Annotated in this window: 17 protein-coding genes and 1 tRNA gene; 11 read left to right on the forward strand and 7 right to left on the reverse strand. The window is 70.0% G+C overall.

Translation table 11 applies throughout. The features are described 5' to 3' along the window. Positions 1 to 34 precede the first annotated feature (34 nt). The 6 genes from AB0H84_RS35115 to AB0H84_RS35140 are packed head-to-tail and all read left to right on the forward strand — an operon-like array spanning position 35 to position 4,598. The gene (locus tag AB0H84_RS35115) at positions 35 to 1,840 is read left to right on the forward strand and encodes an MDR family MFS transporter (RefSeq protein WP_357614108.1); all 1,806 of its coding nucleotides are present in this window, start codon (positions 35 to 37) and stop codon (positions 1,838 to 1,840) included. Next, positions 1,837 to 2,250 carry a hypothetical protein gene (locus AB0H84_RS35120; protein WP_357614111.1) on the forward strand — a complete coding sequence of 138 codons (414 nt, stop codon included), beginning with the start codon at positions 1,837 to 1,839 and terminating at the stop codon, positions 2,248 to 2,250. The genes AB0H84_RS35115 and AB0H84_RS35120 overlap by 4 nt, the downstream gene beginning before the upstream one ends. After that, positions 2,247 to 2,483 carry a hypothetical protein gene (locus AB0H84_RS35125; RefSeq protein WP_357614114.1) on the forward strand — a complete coding sequence of 79 codons (237 nt, stop codon included), beginning with the start codon at positions 2,247 to 2,249 and terminating at the stop codon, positions 2,481 to 2,483. Before AB0H84_RS35120 ends, AB0H84_RS35125 begins: the two co-directional genes overlap by 4 nt. 13 nt (positions 2,484 to 2,496) lie before the next feature. Continuing rightward, positions 2,497 to 2,973: a universal stress protein gene (locus AB0H84_RS35130; RefSeq protein ID WP_357614117.1), complete on the forward strand. Its 477-nt coding sequence runs from the start codon at positions 2,497 to 2,499 to the stop codon at positions 2,971 to 2,973. Positions 2,974 to 3,020: 47 nt separating this feature from the next. Beyond that, positions 3,021 to 3,740 (forward strand): M15 family metallopeptidase, encoded by a 720-nt coding sequence (locus tag AB0H84_RS35135; protein WP_357614120.1) that lies wholly within the window; start codon positions 3,021 to 3,023, stop codon positions 3,738 to 3,740. Positions 3,741 to 3,752: 12 nt separating this feature from the next. After that, positions 3,753 to 4,598, forward strand: coding sequence for an NUDIX domain-containing protein (locus AB0H84_RS35140; RefSeq protein WP_357614123.1), 846 nt, complete (start codon positions 3,753 to 3,755; stop codon positions 4,596 to 4,598). Positions 4,599 to 4,610: 12 nt separating this feature from the next. Here AB0H84_RS35140 and AB0H84_RS35145 read toward each other — a convergent pair whose 3' ends face one another. Then, on the reverse strand, positions 4,611 to 4,937 hold the full coding sequence (locus tag AB0H84_RS35145) for an STAS domain-containing protein (RefSeq protein ID WP_357614126.1): 327 nt from the start codon (positions 4,935 to 4,937) through the stop codon (positions 4,611 to 4,613). 51 nt (positions 4,938 to 4,988) lie between these two features. On the opposite strand from AB0H84_RS35145, the gene AB0H84_RS35150 reads away from it, so the two are divergent. After that, positions 4,989 to 5,075, forward strand: a tRNA-Ser gene (locus AB0H84_RS35150). Between the two features lies 1 nt (position 5,076). Here AB0H84_RS35150 and AB0H84_RS35155 read toward each other — a convergent pair. Continuing rightward, the gene (locus tag AB0H84_RS35155; protein WP_357614129.1) at positions 5,077 to 7,107 is read right to left on the reverse strand and encodes an AAA family ATPase; all 2,031 of its coding nucleotides are present in this window, start codon (positions 7,105 to 7,107) and stop codon (positions 5,077 to 5,079) included. A gap of 114 nt (positions 7,108 to 7,221) precedes the next feature. Here AB0H84_RS35155 and AB0H84_RS35160 point away from each other — a divergent pair, with 114 nt between their 5' ends. Further along, positions 7,222 to 8,178, forward strand: coding sequence for an NAD(P)H-quinone oxidoreductase (locus AB0H84_RS35160; protein WP_357614132.1), 957 nt, complete (start codon positions 7,222 to 7,224; stop codon positions 8,176 to 8,178). Positions 8,179 to 8,183: 5 nt separating this feature from the next. Beyond that, entirely contained in the window at positions 8,184 to 8,699 is a 516-nt protein-coding gene (locus tag AB0H84_RS35165; protein WP_344999351.1) for a bacterial proteasome activator family protein, read from the forward strand. 115 nt (positions 8,700 to 8,814) lie between these two features. Here the strand turns inward: AB0H84_RS35165 and AB0H84_RS35170 are convergent, their stop codons facing one another. Continuing rightward, positions 8,815 to 9,585 carry an HAD family hydrolase gene (locus AB0H84_RS35170; RefSeq protein ID WP_357614135.1) on the reverse strand — a complete coding sequence of 257 codons (771 nt, stop codon included), beginning with the start codon at positions 9,583 to 9,585 and terminating at the stop codon, positions 8,815 to 8,817. 250 nt (positions 9,586 to 9,835) lie between these two features. Between AB0H84_RS35170 and AB0H84_RS35175 the strand changes: the two genes are divergently transcribed. Together AB0H84_RS35175 and AB0H84_RS35180 are read left to right on the forward strand one after the other, a co-directional pair. After that, complete coding sequence (locus AB0H84_RS35175) at positions 9,836 to 10,039, forward strand: cold-shock protein (protein ID WP_043619750.1); 204 nt, start codon at positions 9,836 to 9,838, stop codon at positions 10,037 to 10,039. A gap of 139 nt (positions 10,040 to 10,178) precedes the next feature. Beyond that, entirely contained in the window at positions 10,179 to 11,537 is a 1,359-nt protein-coding gene (locus tag AB0H84_RS35180) for a hypothetical protein (RefSeq protein WP_357614137.1), read from the forward strand. Here the strand turns inward: AB0H84_RS35180 and serS are convergent. From serS to AB0H84_RS35200, 4 genes are all read right to left on the reverse strand, one after another. Beyond that, positions 11,501 to 12,763 (reverse strand): serine--tRNA ligase, encoded by a 1,263-nt coding sequence (gene serS, locus AB0H84_RS35185; protein WP_357614140.1) that lies wholly within the window; start codon positions 12,761 to 12,763, stop codon positions 11,501 to 11,503. The two genes, AB0H84_RS35180 and serS, sit on opposite strands and share 37 nt — an antisense overlap. Before the next feature lie 174 nt (positions 12,764 to 12,937). Next, entirely contained in the window at positions 12,938 to 13,861 is a 924-nt protein-coding gene (gene pheA / locus AB0H84_RS35190) for a prephenate dehydratase (RefSeq protein WP_357614143.1), read from the reverse strand. A gap of 50 nt (positions 13,862 to 13,911) precedes the next feature. Beyond that, positions 13,912 to 14,331, reverse strand: a complete 420-nt coding sequence (locus AB0H84_RS35195; RefSeq protein ID WP_357614146.1) for a DUF4446 family protein — start codon at positions 14,329 to 14,331, stop codon at positions 13,912 to 13,914. Between the two features lie 22 nt (positions 14,332 to 14,353). After that, the gene (locus AB0H84_RS35200) at positions 14,354 to 15,559 is read right to left on the reverse strand and encodes a glycosyltransferase 87 family protein (RefSeq protein WP_357614148.1); all 1,206 of its coding nucleotides are present in this window, start codon (positions 15,557 to 15,559) and stop codon (positions 14,354 to 14,356) included. Positions 15,560 to 15,787: the final 228 nt, after the last annotated feature.

A 15,787-nucleotide genomic window follows, 5' to 3' on the forward strand; every position in this document is an offset into this window, starting at 1 on the left:
ACGTGGAGTAAAGCTGTAGTAAGGGGATGGTGTAGTGGTTGCGCAGGCTCAGGCCGCACCCCCCGCGAGGCGGCAGTACACCCACCGCGAGATCCTCGAGGTCATGTCCGGGCTCATGCTCGCGATGCTCACGTCGATGATCTCGACTTCGGTGGTGGGCACGGCACTGCCGACGATCGTGGGGGAGCTGGGCGGTCAGGACCAGTACTCATGGGTCGCCTCGGCGACCATGCTGACGATGACGGTCTCCACGCCGTTGTGGGGCAAGCTGTCCGACCTGTTCGGACGGAAGCTCCTCTTCCAGACGGCGCTGGGGCTGTTCGTGGCGGCCTCGCTGGTGGCCGGTCTCTCCCAGGACATCGGGCAGCTCATCGCGGCGCGAGCCGTGCAGGGCCTTGGCGTGGGTGGTTTGTCGGCGCTCGCGCAGGTGATCCTCGGGGACATCGTCTCGCCCCGCGAGCGCGGCCGTTACTCGGGCTACATGGGCGCGGTCTTCGGGATCTCCACGGTCGCGGGTCCGCTGCTCGGCGGCTTCCTGGTGGACACCGACTGGCTGGGCTGGCGCTCGTGCTTCTACGTCGTGGTGCCCTTCGCCGTGGTGGCCTTCATCGTGATCCAGAAGGTGCTGAAGCTGCCGAAGGTCAAGCGGAGCACCTCCATCGACATCTGGGGCGCGACCACGATCACGGCCAGCGCGAGCTCGCTCATGCTGCTGCTGACGCTGGGCGGTGTGGAGTTCGAGTGGAACTCGTTCTGGACGTACTTCCTGGCGGCGCTCTGCCTGCTCATGCTGGCCCTGGCGGTGGTGTCGGAGCGGACCGCGCGTAACCCGATCCTGCCGCCGCGGCTGTTCCGCAACCGCACGTTCGTGCTGACCAGCCTCGCCTCGCTGTTCGTCGGCATGGCGATGTTCGGCGCGATGATCTACCTGCCGCAGTACCTGCAGATCGTCAAGGGCCTCAGCCCGACCAAGTCCGGCCTGATGACGCTGCCCATGGTGGTGGCGCTGTTCCTGGCCGGCGTGATCTCCGGGAAGATCGTCACACAGACGGGCAAGTGGAAGATCTTCCCGGTCGCGGGCCTGCTGATCGTGGCCGTCGGGCTGTTCATGCTCTCCAAGCTCCACGTCGACTCCAGCGAGTGGCTCATCGGCTTCGACGTGGCGGTGCTGGGCACCGGGCTCGGCCTGTCCATGCAGATGCTCATCCTGGCCGCCCAGAACGGCTCGGAGCTACGTGACATGGCCTCGACCACGTCCGGCGTGTCGTTCTTCCGCTCGCTGGGCGGCGCCGTCGGTGTGGCGGCGTTCGGCGCGATCCTGACGAACCGCCTCAAGGACGAGATGGCCGACATGCTCAGGGCCGCGCACATCGCGCTGCCCGGCGGCGGGGACGTCAAGCTCGGCAGCCCGGGAGCCATCCAGCACCTGCCCGAGCCGATCAAGCACATCGTGCTGGAGTCGTTCACGCGGGGCCTGGAGACGGTGTTCCTGGTGGGCGTGCCCATCGCGCTGATCGGGTTCGTGGCCACGGTCTTCCTCAAGGAGCTGCCGCTGCGCGGCTCCTCGACGCCGCCCCCGGCGCCGAAGCCGCTCAGCAAGGACGACCTCGTCCTCGCCGGGCTGCTGCTCGAGCTCATCGCCCAGCGCATCGAGCGGACCAACGGCGAACGCTCCGCGCTGCTCAGCGCGGTCGCCAGGATGGCGCCGCCGGACGGCCGGACCGAACGGGAGCGGGCCAGGTCGGTCGCGAACAGCGTGCTGCGACCCACCTCGCGCGCCCTGATCGCCCAGGCCGCGCCCCCGCAGAAAGACCTCGTAACAGGAGGAATCTCACAATGATTCGCAAGTTCGTGGGCACCGTCGCCGCCGCCCTGGCCGTGCTGGCCGGGCTGTGGCTGATGATCGCCCCCTTCGCGCTCGGCACCCAGCCGGAGGACGCCGACTGGACGAACGCCACCCAGTCCGAGTTCTTCAGCGGCCTGGTCGTGGCCGTCGTGGGGCTGATCGGCGCGATCTGCTTCGTGGCGGCGATCTACGAGGAGCTCGTGGCGAGGGGCCTGGTGGTCGTACGTCAGCGCCGGCCCGAGCCGGAGCCCGAGCCCGTGCCGGCGGCGCCCCAGGCGTCCTCCGCCGAACTGGCGAGCCTGCTGGCTCCGCTCGTCGAGGCGCTGCGCGAGGACCTCAACAGCTCGGCTGAGCACCGCCGGAACGGCAAGGCAACCCTGGTCGGAGTGGAGGAGAACCGATGAAGGCAAAACTGGGCGTCTCCGCCCTCGTCCTGCTGTTCCTGGGCGGCCTGTGGCTGGTCGCCGCGCCGTTCGCGGTCGGTTATCAAGACAGGGGCGCGCCCTACGTGGACGCGACGATCAACGACCTGTGGCTCGGCGGCGCGATCGCCGGGATCTCGTTCGTGTCCCTGGTGATCTACGCGGCCGACGCCCTGCGCGAGCTGGCCCGCCGCGGTAAGCACTCAGACGCCTGACGCGGGACATGCCGTGTTCGGCGGTGACACAGACCCCGCACGGGAGCCTCTGACCGGCAGGCTCCCCGCAGGGGAGTTCGAGATCGGCAAGGACGGCGCCGGCCTGCTCGTGGTGGGCTTCGACGGATCGGGCCCGAGCCGCAACGCGCTCGCGTACGCGGCCGGGCTCGCCCGGAGAGACCGCGCCGCCCTGCTCGTCGCCTTCGTCGAATCCCTCAACAGCGCCGCCCTGTGGTTCTTCGCCGGGTCGCCGATCATCCCCGACGCGGCGGGCGACCTGAGCGAGGACCTGCGGGACGAGCTGAGGGGCGCGGGCGTGCCGTGGCAGTTCGTCAGCCTGCGCGGTGACGCGGCGCGCGAGCTGGAGACGCTGGCCAGCGCGTACATGGCCGACGCCATCGTGGTGGGCCGCTCACGCTCCATGTGGCACGGCTCGGTGGCGGTCGGGCTGGCGAAAAGGGCTCGCCATACCGTGCTGATAGTACCTTGAGCTGCTTGAACGTCGCATATTGTGGCGAGATGAAACGTGCTGCCGCCATGGCGTTCGTGGTGCTCGCCTCCGTTTCGTGCGGGACGCGGGCGCCTGCCACCACCGGCTCCTCATCGACGGTGCCGGCGCCCGCGCAACAGCCTGCCGAGTCGGCCACGCCCACGCCACCGCCCACGCCAACGCCCAGCTCGACGGCTCCGCCGGCGTTCAAGGCCAAGGTCTCGCAGGTCTCCCGCGACCGCCTGCCGTACTCGTGGCGTCCCGGCTGCCCGGTCAGCTACCGCGACCTGCGGCTGATCACGATGACGTACTGGGGCTTCGACGGCAAGCCGCACACCGGCGAGCTGGTGGTGCGGAAGACGGTCACCGACGACATCGTGACGGTCTTCAGGAAGCTGTACGGCTGGCGCTGGCCGATCCAGCAGATGAAGCTGGTGGACGCGTACAAGGCCGACGACTTCGCCTCCATCGAGGCCAACAACACTTCGGCGTTCAACTGCCGCCAGGCGACCGGGTCAAGTCACTGGTCGAAGCACGCGTACGGGGAAGCGATAGACGTCAACCCGCTCATTAACCCATACATCACTGCAAGCGGCGAAACAGCGCACAAAGCGTCCAAGAAGTTCACAAAGCGCCCCATGAAGGGGAAGGGCGTAATAAATCCTGGTGACAAGGTGGTAAAGGCCTTCTCTCAGGTCGGCTGGGAGTGGGGCGGCTATTGGTCGGGCGCCAAGGATCTGCAGCATTTCAGCAAGGGCGGAGGCTGAGAGAATCACTCCATGGCGGCTAAGGACGGCGACGGCTGGACCGAGTGCTCCCAGGGCCACCGGCACTGGGGCCTGCACGGCGCCTCCGGGCTCCTTGTCGTACACCATGACGAGCGCGGCGTGCCGTATGTGCTCATGCAGAAGCGCTCCTGGTGGAGCCATCACGGCGGCACGTGGGGGCTGCCGGGAGGGGCGCGCGACAGCCACGAGGACGCCGTCACCACCGCGCTCCGCGAGGCCCGTGAAGAGGCGGCGCTCGCCGGCGACGAGCTGCGGGTGCAGGGCGTCTACCTCGACGATCACGGCGGGTGGGCGTTCGAGACGGTGATCGCCGAGTCGGCCGAGCTGCTGGCCGCGGTGCCCGCCAACAGCGAGAGCAGCGAGCTGCGCTGGCTGCCGCTGCCGGAGGTGCCTGACCGGCGGCTGCATCCCGGCTTCGCCGCCACCTGGGGCGAGATCCAAGGGGAGATCAGGCCGGAGACCGTCGTGCTCGACGTGGCCAACATCGTGGGCGCGCGGGCCGAGCGCGGCTGGTGGCGCGACCGGCTCGGGGCGGCGACGCGGCTGCTCGAGGACGTGTCGAGGCTGCGCCTGGCGCATCCCGTGCTGGCGCAGTGGTACCCGCGCGTGGTCGCCGTCGTGGAGGGCGCGGCCAGGAGCGCGCCGGCCGTGCCGGGGATCCAGGTGGTCGGGGCCACGGGGAGCGGGGACGACGCGATCGTGGACGTGGTGCGCCAGGCCAAGCCGTGGGAGCGCGTGCTCGTCGTCACCGCCGATCGCGGGCTGCGGGAGCGCGTGCACGAGCTGGGCGCCGAGACCGTCGGCCCCAAGTGGCTGCTGTCGCAGCTCGGCGGGTGACCCTGCGGGTTTTTACCGCTCCGCGCGGAGCACATCGTCGAAGGCGGCCTTGAGGCCCGTCACGTCGAGCACCCGCTGCAGCACCCCGTGCACGCCGACCAGGCGTAAGGAGCCGGCGTGCGCTGCGACCCGGCGCTGGTGCTCCACCAGCGCCCACAGGCCGCTCGAATCGCAGAACTCCAGCTCCCCGGCGTCGACGACGACCCTCACCCGGCCCTCGGCGAGCAGCTTGACTAGGCAATCCTTGAGCTGCGGCGCGGTGAGCTTGTCCAGGTCACCGTCGAGGCGTACGAGCGCCGCCGCGTCGCCGCGCTCCACCTCGACGTTGAGATCCGCCACCTCCTGAACGTACACCGCTGTCACCGCAGCCGCTATCGTGGTTTCCGCACGGGAGGGTTCGCATAGTGGACGAGTGCAGCCGCCTTGAAAGCGGCCAGGTCAGCGATGGCCTCGTGGGTTCGAATCCCACACCCTCCGCTCATCTGGGTGCGAAGCCGTCGCCCACGTAGGCGGCGAGCTGGAGGAAGGCGTCCCTGGTCGGCTCCTGGAGCCGGTCGAGGTCGATCTCCGCGCCCTCCTCCAGATGCGGGTCGTACGGCACCCGGATCACCGCGCGGCACCTGGCGGCGAAGTGGGCCTCCAGCTTTTTGATGTCGACCGCCGACTTCGAGCGCGGCCGGACGCTGCACAGCACCACGGTCGCGTTCTTCACCAGATCGGCGTAGTGATGCGCCTCCAGCCAGTCGAGCGTCGCCGAGGCCGCCCTGGCGCCGTCCACGGACGGGGAGCTGACCAGCACGATCTGGTCGGCCAGCCCGAGCACGCCGCCCATCGCGGAGTGCAGCAGGCCGGTGCCGCAGTCGGTGATGCAGATCGAGTAGAAGTTCTCCAGCACCTGGGAGACGGCCTGGTAGTCCGCGCCGCTGAACGCCTCGGAGACCGACGGGTCGCGGTCGGAGGCGAGCACCTCGAGGCGCGAGGGCGCCTGCGAGGTGAACGCCCTGATGTCGACGTAGCGCTTGACCTGGTCGCGCTCGTTGAGCAGGTCGCGCACGGTGGCCGAGGTCTCCAGGACGAGCTTGTCGGACAGGGTGCCCCTGTCGGGGTTGGCGTCCACGGCGATGACGCGGTCGCCGCGCATCGAAGCCAGGGTGGCGCCGAGTCCGACCGTGGTCGTGGTCTTGCCCACGCCGCCCTTCAGGCTCAGCACGGCCACCCGGTGATGACCGGCGGTGACCGGCGTGCGGGCCCTGTTCAGCAGCTCGCGGCGGCGGCGCACCTCCGGGGGCTCGCCGGGCTTGATCCAGCCTCCCGACGCCTTGTAGACGAGGCGCCGCCAGCCCTTGGAGGGGGCGTTACGCCGTCCGCGTAGCAGCGACTCCGGGTCCAGGCTGTCCGCGGTGGGGCGTCCGGTGACCGGGGGGCGCGGCGGGGCGGTGAACACCGGGATCGGGGCCGGGCGGCGGTGCCGCTGGGGAGGCGGCGGGATCTCGCGCTCCGCGGGCCGCCACTCGTGCTGCTGAGGACGCTCGGGCTCGTGGGCGGGCTCCTCCCGGTGAAGGGGCTCGGCCCATGACGGCTTGGCCGGCTCCTCCCGGTGGGGAGGCTCGGACCACGACGGCTTGGCCGGCTCCTCCCGGTGGGGAGGCTCGGACCACGACGGCTTGGCCGGCTCCTCCCGGTGGGGAGGCTCGGACCACGACGGCTTGGCCGGCTCCTCCCGTTGCAGGGGCTCGTCCCACGACGGCTTGGCCGGCTCCTCCCGGTGGAGAGGCTCCGCCCACGAGTGCCGTTCCTCGGCCTCGGTGTGCTGGGGGCGCTCGTCCTCCGCGGAGCCGTCCCTGTCTCTCCACTGAGGGGGCTGGATCGCCGGGAGGGTGTCAGACGGCTCCGTCCACTGCGGGCGCTCGTGCCTCGGCGAGGTGTCGGCCCAGGCGGCCTCCTCGTCGTCCTCCTCGTCGGCGGCTTCCTCTTCGGCGTCGATCTCGGTCTCCGCCGCGGGCCCCTCCGGCTCCTCGGGGGCCGGCTCGGGGGCGCGCGCCCACTCGGGCACCGTCGACCAGGACGTGTCCTCCTCCTCGCCGGCGGCCTGCTCGGGGGCCTCCGGCGGGGTGAACGACAGCGTGTACGTGTCGGTGTCGTCAGGGCGCGGCAACGGCTTCAGCGGAGCGTGGAACGGGTCGTCGTCCACGCTCGGCGCCGCCGGCTCCTTCGTCGCCGCGCGGGCCGTGCCGAGCCACTCGGCGGCCTCGGTCTCTCCGTCGGGGAGATCCTCGGCCGCCTCGGCGCCGTACACGGAGTCGACGGCCGCGCGGAACAGCGGTGGCGTCGGCGTGTCCTGCTGCGCCGGGACCAGCCGCCACGGGTCCTGGGGGTACGGCGAGGCGATCGGCTCGTCAGGAACAGCCGTCGAGGCGCTGACAGGGACGGGGGCCTCCTCCGTCTCCTTGATCGCGTCGAGCCAGGCCAGCTGTTCCTCTAGCGATTCCTCTCGATCGTGTCTTGCCACCGTGTTCCCCCTCGGGTGGGTCTAAAGGGGCAGCAAATACATTGCAGGTTAACGCCATGGGCCACCGCGAAGCTCGGCAACCCACAACTTCTTTGCCCGGCTACCGTAGTTCGCATGCGAGCCATTGAGATCGCCGAGCCGGGCGGACCCGAGGTGCTGGAGTGGCGCGAGGTGCCGGAGCCGCGCGTCGGGCGCGGCGACGTGCTCATCGACGTGGCCGCCTCGGCGGTCAACCGGGCCGATGTCATACAGAGACAGGGATTTTACGATCCGCCGCCCGGCGCGCCGCCCTATCCGGGGCTGGAGGTCTCCGGCGTGGTGGCCGAGGTCGGCTCGGACGTCGAGCACTTCAAGCCGGGTGACGAGGTGTGCGCCCTGCTCGGAGGCGGCGGTTACGCCGAGCGCGTAGCCGTGCCCTGGCAGCAGGTCATGCCGGCGCCTGACGGGGTGCCGCTGGTGGAGGCCGCCGGGCTGCCGGAGGTGGCGTGCACGGTGTGGTCCAACGTCTTCATGGTCGGGCGGTTGCGCAGGGGCGAGACGCTGCTGGTGCACGGCGGCGCCAGCGGCATCGGCACGTTCGCGGTGCAACTGGCCAAGGCGCTCGGCTCGTACGTCGTCGCGACCGTCGGCAGCGCGGCCAAGGGCGAGCGGGTCAGGGAGCTCGGCGCGGACGAGGTCGTCAACTACCGTGAGGAGGACTTCGCCGACAAGGTGCAGGCGGACGTGATCCTCGACATCATGGGCGCGAAATACCTGGCGGGAAACGTCCGCGCGCTGCGCACCGGCGGCCGGCTGGTGATCATCGGGCTGCAGGGCGGCCGCAAGGCCGAGCTCGACCTGGGAGCGCTGCTCGCCAAGCGCGCCGCCGTCCACGGCACGACGCTCCGCTCGCGTCCCGTGGACGAGAAGGGCGTCATCGTCCGAAGTGTCGTGGACAACGTCTGGCCCCTGGTCGGCGCGGGAGCCGTGCGCCCTGTGGTGCACGCGAAAGTGCCGATGCCGGATGCCGCTGAAGCGCACCGAATGTTGGATTCGGGGGAGCACGTCGGCAAGATCCTGCTAGTACGGTGAGTGTTATGAATGCTGAGGACAACAACACCCCCCACATCGTGGTGGTGGGCCCTGACTTCCAAGGTCAGGGCGATAGCGGTGAAGATGATCGATCGGTCACGAACCTGGTCGAGCAGCCCGCCAAGGTGATGCGCATCGGCAGCATGATCAGGCAGCTCCTCGACGAGGTCCGGGCGGCTCCGCTCGACGAGGCCAGCCGCAAGCGGTTGAAGGAGATCCACGAGTCCTCCATCAAGGAGCTCGAGGACGGCCTGGCACCGGAGCTGGTCGACGAGTTGGAGCGCCTGTCGCTGCCGTTCACGGAGGAGAACGGCGCGCCGCCGAGCGAGGCGGAGCTGCGCATCGCGCACGCCCAGCTGGTCGGTTGGCTCGAAGGGTTGTTCCACGGCATCCAGACCACGCTGTTCGCGCAGCAGATGGCCGCCCGTGCCCAGTTGGAGCAGATGCGCAGGGCGCTGCCCGGCGTGCCGCAGGGCGACGACCAGCACCGGCCGCCCGGCGGCTCGGGCCCCTACCTGTAGGACAGCCGCCGGCCGAGGCTGTCCGTAGCGGCGCAAGCGCCTGCTGTGGATGGTCGTCGGCCCGTGGCTATCTGTAGCGGCGCAAGCGCCTGCTGCAGATAGCTGCTGAACGCAGCTATCTGTAGAGCCGCTCGATCACCTGGGCGACGCCGTCCTCGTCGTTGGCCGCGGTCACATGGTCGACCGCCGCCAGCACGTCGGGATGGGCGTTCGCGACCGCGTACGACGTGCCTGCCCAGCTCAGCATGGGCAGGTCGTTCGGCATGTCCCCGAACGCGATCGCCTCTGAGGGCTTGATCTCGTGCTGCCCGGCGAAGGCCGCCAGGGCCGACGCCTTCGTCACGCCCTGAGCGCTCATCTCGATCAGGCCCCTGCGGCTGGAGTGCGTCGCGGTCACCAGATGCCCGACCAGCTCGTGCACGGTGGCCTGCAGCTCGTCCGGGCCCATGACGGGGTGCAGCGCCAGCAGCTTCACGCATGGACGCATGGTCACGGAGTCGACACGTACCGCTCGGGCCTGCTTGTCCAGGCCGCCGAGCAGGAAATCGGACTCATGCGCAAAACCCACTTCATACTCGACCGAAAATGCGAGATCGGACACGTTCGCTCTTAGCTGATCCACGACTTCCTGGAGCACGTCCACCGTGATCAGGTGAGATTCCACTATCCGTTCGGTATGGAGATCGTAGATCAGTGCCCCGTTCGCACAGATTGCGAGCCCACGGTGACGTACGGCACCCGCGACCTCACCCATCCAGCGGGGCGGACGCCCCGTCACGAACACGAGCAAGGCACCCGATTCCTCGACTTTGCCGAAGGCCGCCGCCGTCCGGGGAGACACGGTTCCGTCGGTGCGCAACGCGGTTCCGTCGAGGTCGGTGGCCACTAGACGGGGTGTGGGAAGGCTCTGCATAACAGGTTCCAGTTTGCCCGGTGATGCCGCCTGACAGAAATCTTCGTAGGTACGGGAACACCAACGCTCCAGAATGGTGTTAGATGTGATGGCGTTGTATTAGCTGATCCCGTAGTGAAAACCAGCATGACTTTGTCTGAGCCACCCCGGGTGCTTGCTGTACGACACACCGGGACCCACGAGGTGTGGGTCCCATAGATTCACATCCTGAGGGAGAGCTTTTATGGCTCAGGGAACCGTCAAGTGGTTCAACGCCGAGAAGGGCTTCGGCTTCATCGCCCCGGACGGCGGTGCGCCGGACGTGTTCGTGCACTTCTCTGAGATCGTCGGCAACGGCTACCGCAGCCTTGAAGACGGCCAGCGGGTCGAGTTCGAGATCACGCAGGGCCAGAAGGGGCCGCAGGCCTCTCAGGTCCGAGCCATCTGACCTGTAGCAGCTAGACAGGCCGGGGTTCGCTTCCAGCGGGCCTCGGTCTTTTGCTTGTTCCAGGTTGGTCACGGCCGCGAACCTTCCCCGCTTCGCGGCCATCCACCTCTACATGAGGTACGCCTGGTTATGTCACCCCGTGACCGTTGCCGGGGTTTTCGTGCTCTTGGTCAACGACCACCTGCTCAAACAGGCCTGGCCCGGGTTCGTCACGGGCAAGCTCAGTGACGTCGCGGGGCTCGTCGTGGCGCCCGCGCTGGTGGCGCTGCTCTTCCGGCGGCGGGCCGACCTGGCGGCCACCGTACTGACCGGGGTGCTCTTCACGCTCGTGAAAAGCACGGAGACGGGCGCGGAGCTCGCCTCCCATGCCTGGACCCTGGTCGCGGGCCCATCGCGCGTCCTGGCCGATCCTACGGACCTCCTCGCCCTTCCCGCGCTCGCCCTGGCCTGGTGGGTCCGCCACCGCAGCCTGCGGGCGCCCTCCGCGCGCTGGCGGCTCATCGTCACGATGCCGCTGGCCGTGCTGGCGGTGACCGCCACCTCGGCCGCGCCCTCACCCACCGCCGGCTCCGTCGAGGTGGACGGCGACCGGATCGTCGTCCATGTACGGGACGGCGATGCGCGGATCTCCGAGGACGGCGGGGTGACCTGGTCGGAGGGGAACACCTGGAACGAGAAGGAGCGACACCCGCTCCAGAGCGCCGCCTGCGTGCCCATGCAGGCGACACGGTGCTACCGGGTGGTGGCCGGCCGGATGGCCGTCGAGCAGTCCGACGACGGCGGCCGGACGTGGGGCCCGTCGTGGGCGCTGACCGGCGACGACCGCGACCGGCTCGACAGGCGCTACTCCCGCAAGGACGCGCGGGCCTCGATGGCGCTGGCCGTGCAGGCCCGCCCGGGTGGGCACGTCGTGGTCGTCGCGAACGGCCTCGACGGCATCCTGATCCGCGACGTGTCCGGTGAGTGGCGGCGGGTCGGCTGGCCGGGCGATTTCGAGATCGACGCGGTCGACCTGTCCCCGGAGCGCAACGTCGCGCTCTTCCTGGCCGCCTGCATGCTGTTCGGCGGCGCCGGAGCGGGGCTGCGGCAGTTCACTCGCGCCTATCTCGGCTTCGCGGTGGCCGCCTCCCTGGGCGTGCTCGCCGTTCTCACAGGCTGGACGGGGACGTGGTCGCTGAGCATGAACATGGGGCCCGTCCTGACCCTCATCGGCGCGCTCGCCACCCTGGCGGGCAGCGTGGTCTGCCTCGTGCTGGCGGTCGCCGGCCAGGCCCGGCCCGTGCCCGCCGCAGTCGGGGTGCTGGCCGCGCCGCTCGTGTTCGCGACCGTCTACACGCCCTTCTACGGCTGGTCGGAGGGCATCCCGGACCCGTACTGGGCCGCCGTCGTCCTGGCCGTGGTGCTGACCGCCCTGGTGCTGCTGGGGGGCGCCGTCCTGATCAGGAACGACGCCCGCCGCGCCTACTTGGACGGCTCCAGCACGTCGAGGCCCACGTAGGGCCGCAGCGCCTCGGGAACCACCACGGAGCCGTCGGCCTGCTGGTGGTTCTCCAGGATCGCGACGATCCAGCGGGTCGTGGCCAGGGTGCCGTTGAGCGTGGCCAGGTGCTGGGGCTTGCCGTCCTTGTCGCGGTAGCGGACGGCGAGCCGGCGCGCCTGGAACTCCGTGCAGTTGGAGGTCGAGGTCAGCTCGCGGTAGCGGCCCTGGGTGGGGATCCACGCCTCGCAGTCGAACTTGCGGGCGGCCGACATGCCGAGGTCGCCCGCCGCCGTGTCGATGATCCGGTACGGGACCTCGATCTTGGCCAGCATCTCCTTCTCCCAGGCGAGCAGGCGCAGGTGCTCCTCGTGCGCGTCCTCGGGGCGCACGTAGGAGAACATCTCGACCTTGTCGAACTGGTGGACGCGGATGATGCCCCTGGTGTCCTTGCCGTACGAGCCGGCCTCGCGGCGGAAGCACGACGACCAGCCCGCGTAGCGCAGCGGCAGGTCACCGGCGTCGAGGATCTCCTGGGCGTGGTATCCGGCCAGCGCCACCTCCGACGTGCCGACGAGGTAGAGGTCGTCCTCGGGAAGCCGGTAGATCTCCTTGTCGTGGGCCACGTGGAAGCCGGTGCCCTGCATGGTCTCCGGCTTGACGAGCACCGGCGTGATCATCGGCGTGAACCCGGCCTCGACGGCCTGCTGCATGGCCATGTTGAGCAGGCCGAGCTGCAGGCGGGCGCCGACGCCCTTGAGGAAGAAGAACCGCGAGCCGGACACCTTGGCGCCCCGCTCCATGTCGATGGCGCCAAGCGCCTCGCCCAGCTCCAGGTGGTCCTTGGGCTCGAAGTCGAACGTCCTCGGCTCACCGTGGGTCTCGAGCACGACGTAGTCGTCCTCGCCGCCCTCCGGCGCGCCCTCCTCGACGATGTTGGGCACCGTCTGCAGGAGCTCGTCGAGCTCGGCCCCGAGCTTCTCCGCCTCCGCCTCCGCGGCCTTGACCTGGCTCGCGAGGTCCTTGGCGCGCTGGAGCAGCGCGGCCTTCTCCTCGCCCTGCGCCTTGGAGACCGACTTGCCCATGCTCTTCTGCTCGGCGCGCATGGACTCGAACGAGGTCAGCGCGGATCGGCGGCGCTCGTCGAGGTCGAGCAGCGTGTCGACGACGGAGTCGTCCTCACCGCGGGCACGCTGCGACGCCCGTAGCCGGTCGGGATCCTCACGAAGGGTACGCAGGTCAATCACAAGCCAAAGGCTACCGGCGCGCGGCAGCACCTCGCCCCCGGATTACCGAGTACACGCGGATGCGTACCCCACCCTCAGACCTTGCCTGCACGGATGCGTGCCCGGCCTCAGACCTGGCCCGCGCGGATGCGTGTCCGGCCTCAGACCTGGCCCGCGCGGATGCCCGCCCGGCCCTCAGACCTGGCCCGCGCGGATGCGCGCGAGCCAGTCGCCCGCCTCGGCGAACTCCGGGTCGGACGTGCCCCGCTTGATCTGCGGCGCGATGCCGTCGGCCCGCGGGTAGCTGCCGAGGAAGCGCACCTCGCCGCAGATGCGGTGCAGCCCCGCGATGGCCTCCCCGACCCGGGCGTCGGCGATGTGGCCCTCGAAGTCGAAGTGGAAGAAGTAGCGCCCGATGCCGTCACCGGTCGGCCGGGACTCGATGCGCGTCAGGTTGACCCCGCGCACGGAGAACTCCGTCAGCATCTCCAGCAGCGCGCCCGGGTGGTCGTCGGCGAGGAAGACGACCAGCGTGGTGCGGTCGGAGCCGGTCGGCTCGGGCAGCGGACCGCCAGGCCGGCTCACCTTGATGAACCTGGTCACGGTGTCGGACCTGTCGCCGATGTCGGCGGCCAGCTGGACCAGCCCGTAGTGCTCGCCGGCGATGCGGGCGGCGATGGCGGCGTCGTACGGCGAGCCGGGCAGCGACACCTCCTGCGCCGCCGCCGCGGTCGAAGGGGCGGCCACCACGACGGCTTCGGGCAGCTCGCGCGCGACGTAGGCGCGGCACTGGGTGATGGCCGCGGGATGCGTGTAGACCCGCTTGATGTGGGCGATCTCGGTGCCGGGCCGGGCCAGCAGCGAGAACTGCACCGGCAGCAGCAGCTCGGCCGTGATCAGCAACGGCTCGCCCCAGGCGAACTCGTCGAGCGTCGAGGTGATCGCGCCCTCGATGGAGTTCTCCAGCGGGACGACGGCGCCGTCGGCGTCGCCGGCGCGCGCGGCGTTGAGCGCGGCGCTCACGGACGCGCAGGGCAGACGCTCGGCCGTCGGGTCGAGGAGCCGCAGGGCCTCTTCGGTGAAGGTGCCTTCCGGTCCGAGATAGGCGAGTCTGGGCATGCATCAAGAGTATCCGCAGGTGGACAGCCGTGCGCCCATACGGCGTGTGTCTACAGCGCCTCTGAGGCCCGCGACGGGACCAACGGCCCGAGCCCCAGCCTGGCCGCCCGCACCGCCTCTTCCTCCTCCGGCGACAGCGGCTCCCGCCCCTTCCCGCCGACCACGGGGCGGATGTACGTACGGGTCTCGCTCCGCCCGTTGATCGAGGTCAGCACGATGCCGTCACCGAGGCCGTTGATCATCGCCACCGAGAACGACAGCCGCCCGGTCATCTCGGAGAGCGCGTCGTACCGGCAGACGGCCACGTCCCTGATGGCCTTGAGATCGCCCATGCCCTCGCTGATCTGCCGAGCGAGCATCCGCTGGCAGTCCTCCACGACCGCTCTGGCCTGCCGGAGCGCCCTATACCCGATGAACACGCCGCTGACTCCGGCGATGACGCCCACGATCACCCAGGTGGTAACGAGCACGGCACAGAGGGTAATGGTTCGGTCATGCGATCTCGCGCCGTTTCGGCAACCACGACGCCAACAACCACACGAGAGCCAGCGCGCCCAGCCCGTACCCGTTCTGGACGATCTTCCCCAGCACCAGGCTGACCCCCGGGATGTCGGCCGCCTTCAACGACACCCCCCACCAGGGGACGGGCACCACGTAGAAGAGCCACACGCCCGCCGCCACCCGCAGCCTGACCGGATCCCGCCCGTCCCCCACGATCGCGGCGAGCACCACGACCACCCAGGCCAGATGGTGGATCCAGGCGACCGGGGAGAGCAGCACGGCCATCAGCCCCACCAGCGCGACCGCGGTCAGCTGGTCGTTCGCCTGGTACGCGGCCCGCGCGCCGCGGAACCCGTACCACGCGACCACGGCCACCACCACGACCCAGATCAGGGACGTCGCCGGATCGGGCAGGTAGAGGCGGAGCAGCATGCCGCGGATCGACTGGTTGGTGGTGGCCGCGTTCGCGCCGACCCGGCCGGGATCGAGCAGCGCCCAGAACCAGAAGTCGGCCGCGTCCCGCGGGATCACCGCGAACGGCAGCAACGTCAGCAGCGCCGTTGTGAATGCCGCCATGGAGAACGTCCGCCACTGCCGCGTGAGCAGCAGGTAGATCAGGAAGACGCCCGGCGTGAGCTTCACGGCCGTGGCCAGCCCGATCAGGAACCCCCGCGGCCACCAGGGCCTCTTCGCCATGCAGTCGGCCACACAGAGCGCGACCAGCAGGATGTCCACCTGCCCGAACCGCACCTGGTCCCTGATCGGCATCAGGTACGTGCAGGCGATCATCAGCGCCGCGAACGCCCACGGCGCGTACTTCCGCAGCGCCTCTCCTCGCAGGACCTCCCTGAACGAGAACCCCACGGTCACGGCCAGCGCCACGAAGATCCCGGCCGTCCACACCCACTGGGCCGTCCCCCAGGACATCTCGGCCAGCGCCACGGCCATCATCGCCGCGATGGGAGGATAGGTGAACGGCAACAGCTGCGGGGCCGGCGTGACGTACTCGTACACCGGCCGGCCCTCGAGCAGCATCTGCCCGCCGGTACGGTAAACGTCGAGGTCGACCAGGCGTTGATCGTCGGGATTGGTGAGCCACATGTGCACCAGGGGCACGGCGGCCGCGGCGACCACGAGCCCCGCGACCGCCCACGCCCACCACTGCCGCCGCATCACGCGTACCTCGCCACTTGTCACGATGTGGCACGTTACCGTGGCTGTTGTTGATCGAGGGGCAATCACTGGGGGTTCCGTCCATGCCACACGCGCCAACACCGAAGCACGTCCTCGACGTGCGGACGCGCGCACGGACCCTCGCGCCCCGGCCATGCACGCAAACCCTCGGCATCTGGACACACGCGCGTACTCTCGCCAGCCGGGCAAGCGGACGCACCCCCGCCACCTGGGCAGGCGGGCGCACCCTCG

This window comes from Nonomuraea sp. NPDC050786, from assembly GCF_040654115.1.
Lineage (GTDB): Bacteria > Actinomycetota > Actinomycetes > Streptosporangiales > Streptosporangiaceae > Nonomuraea.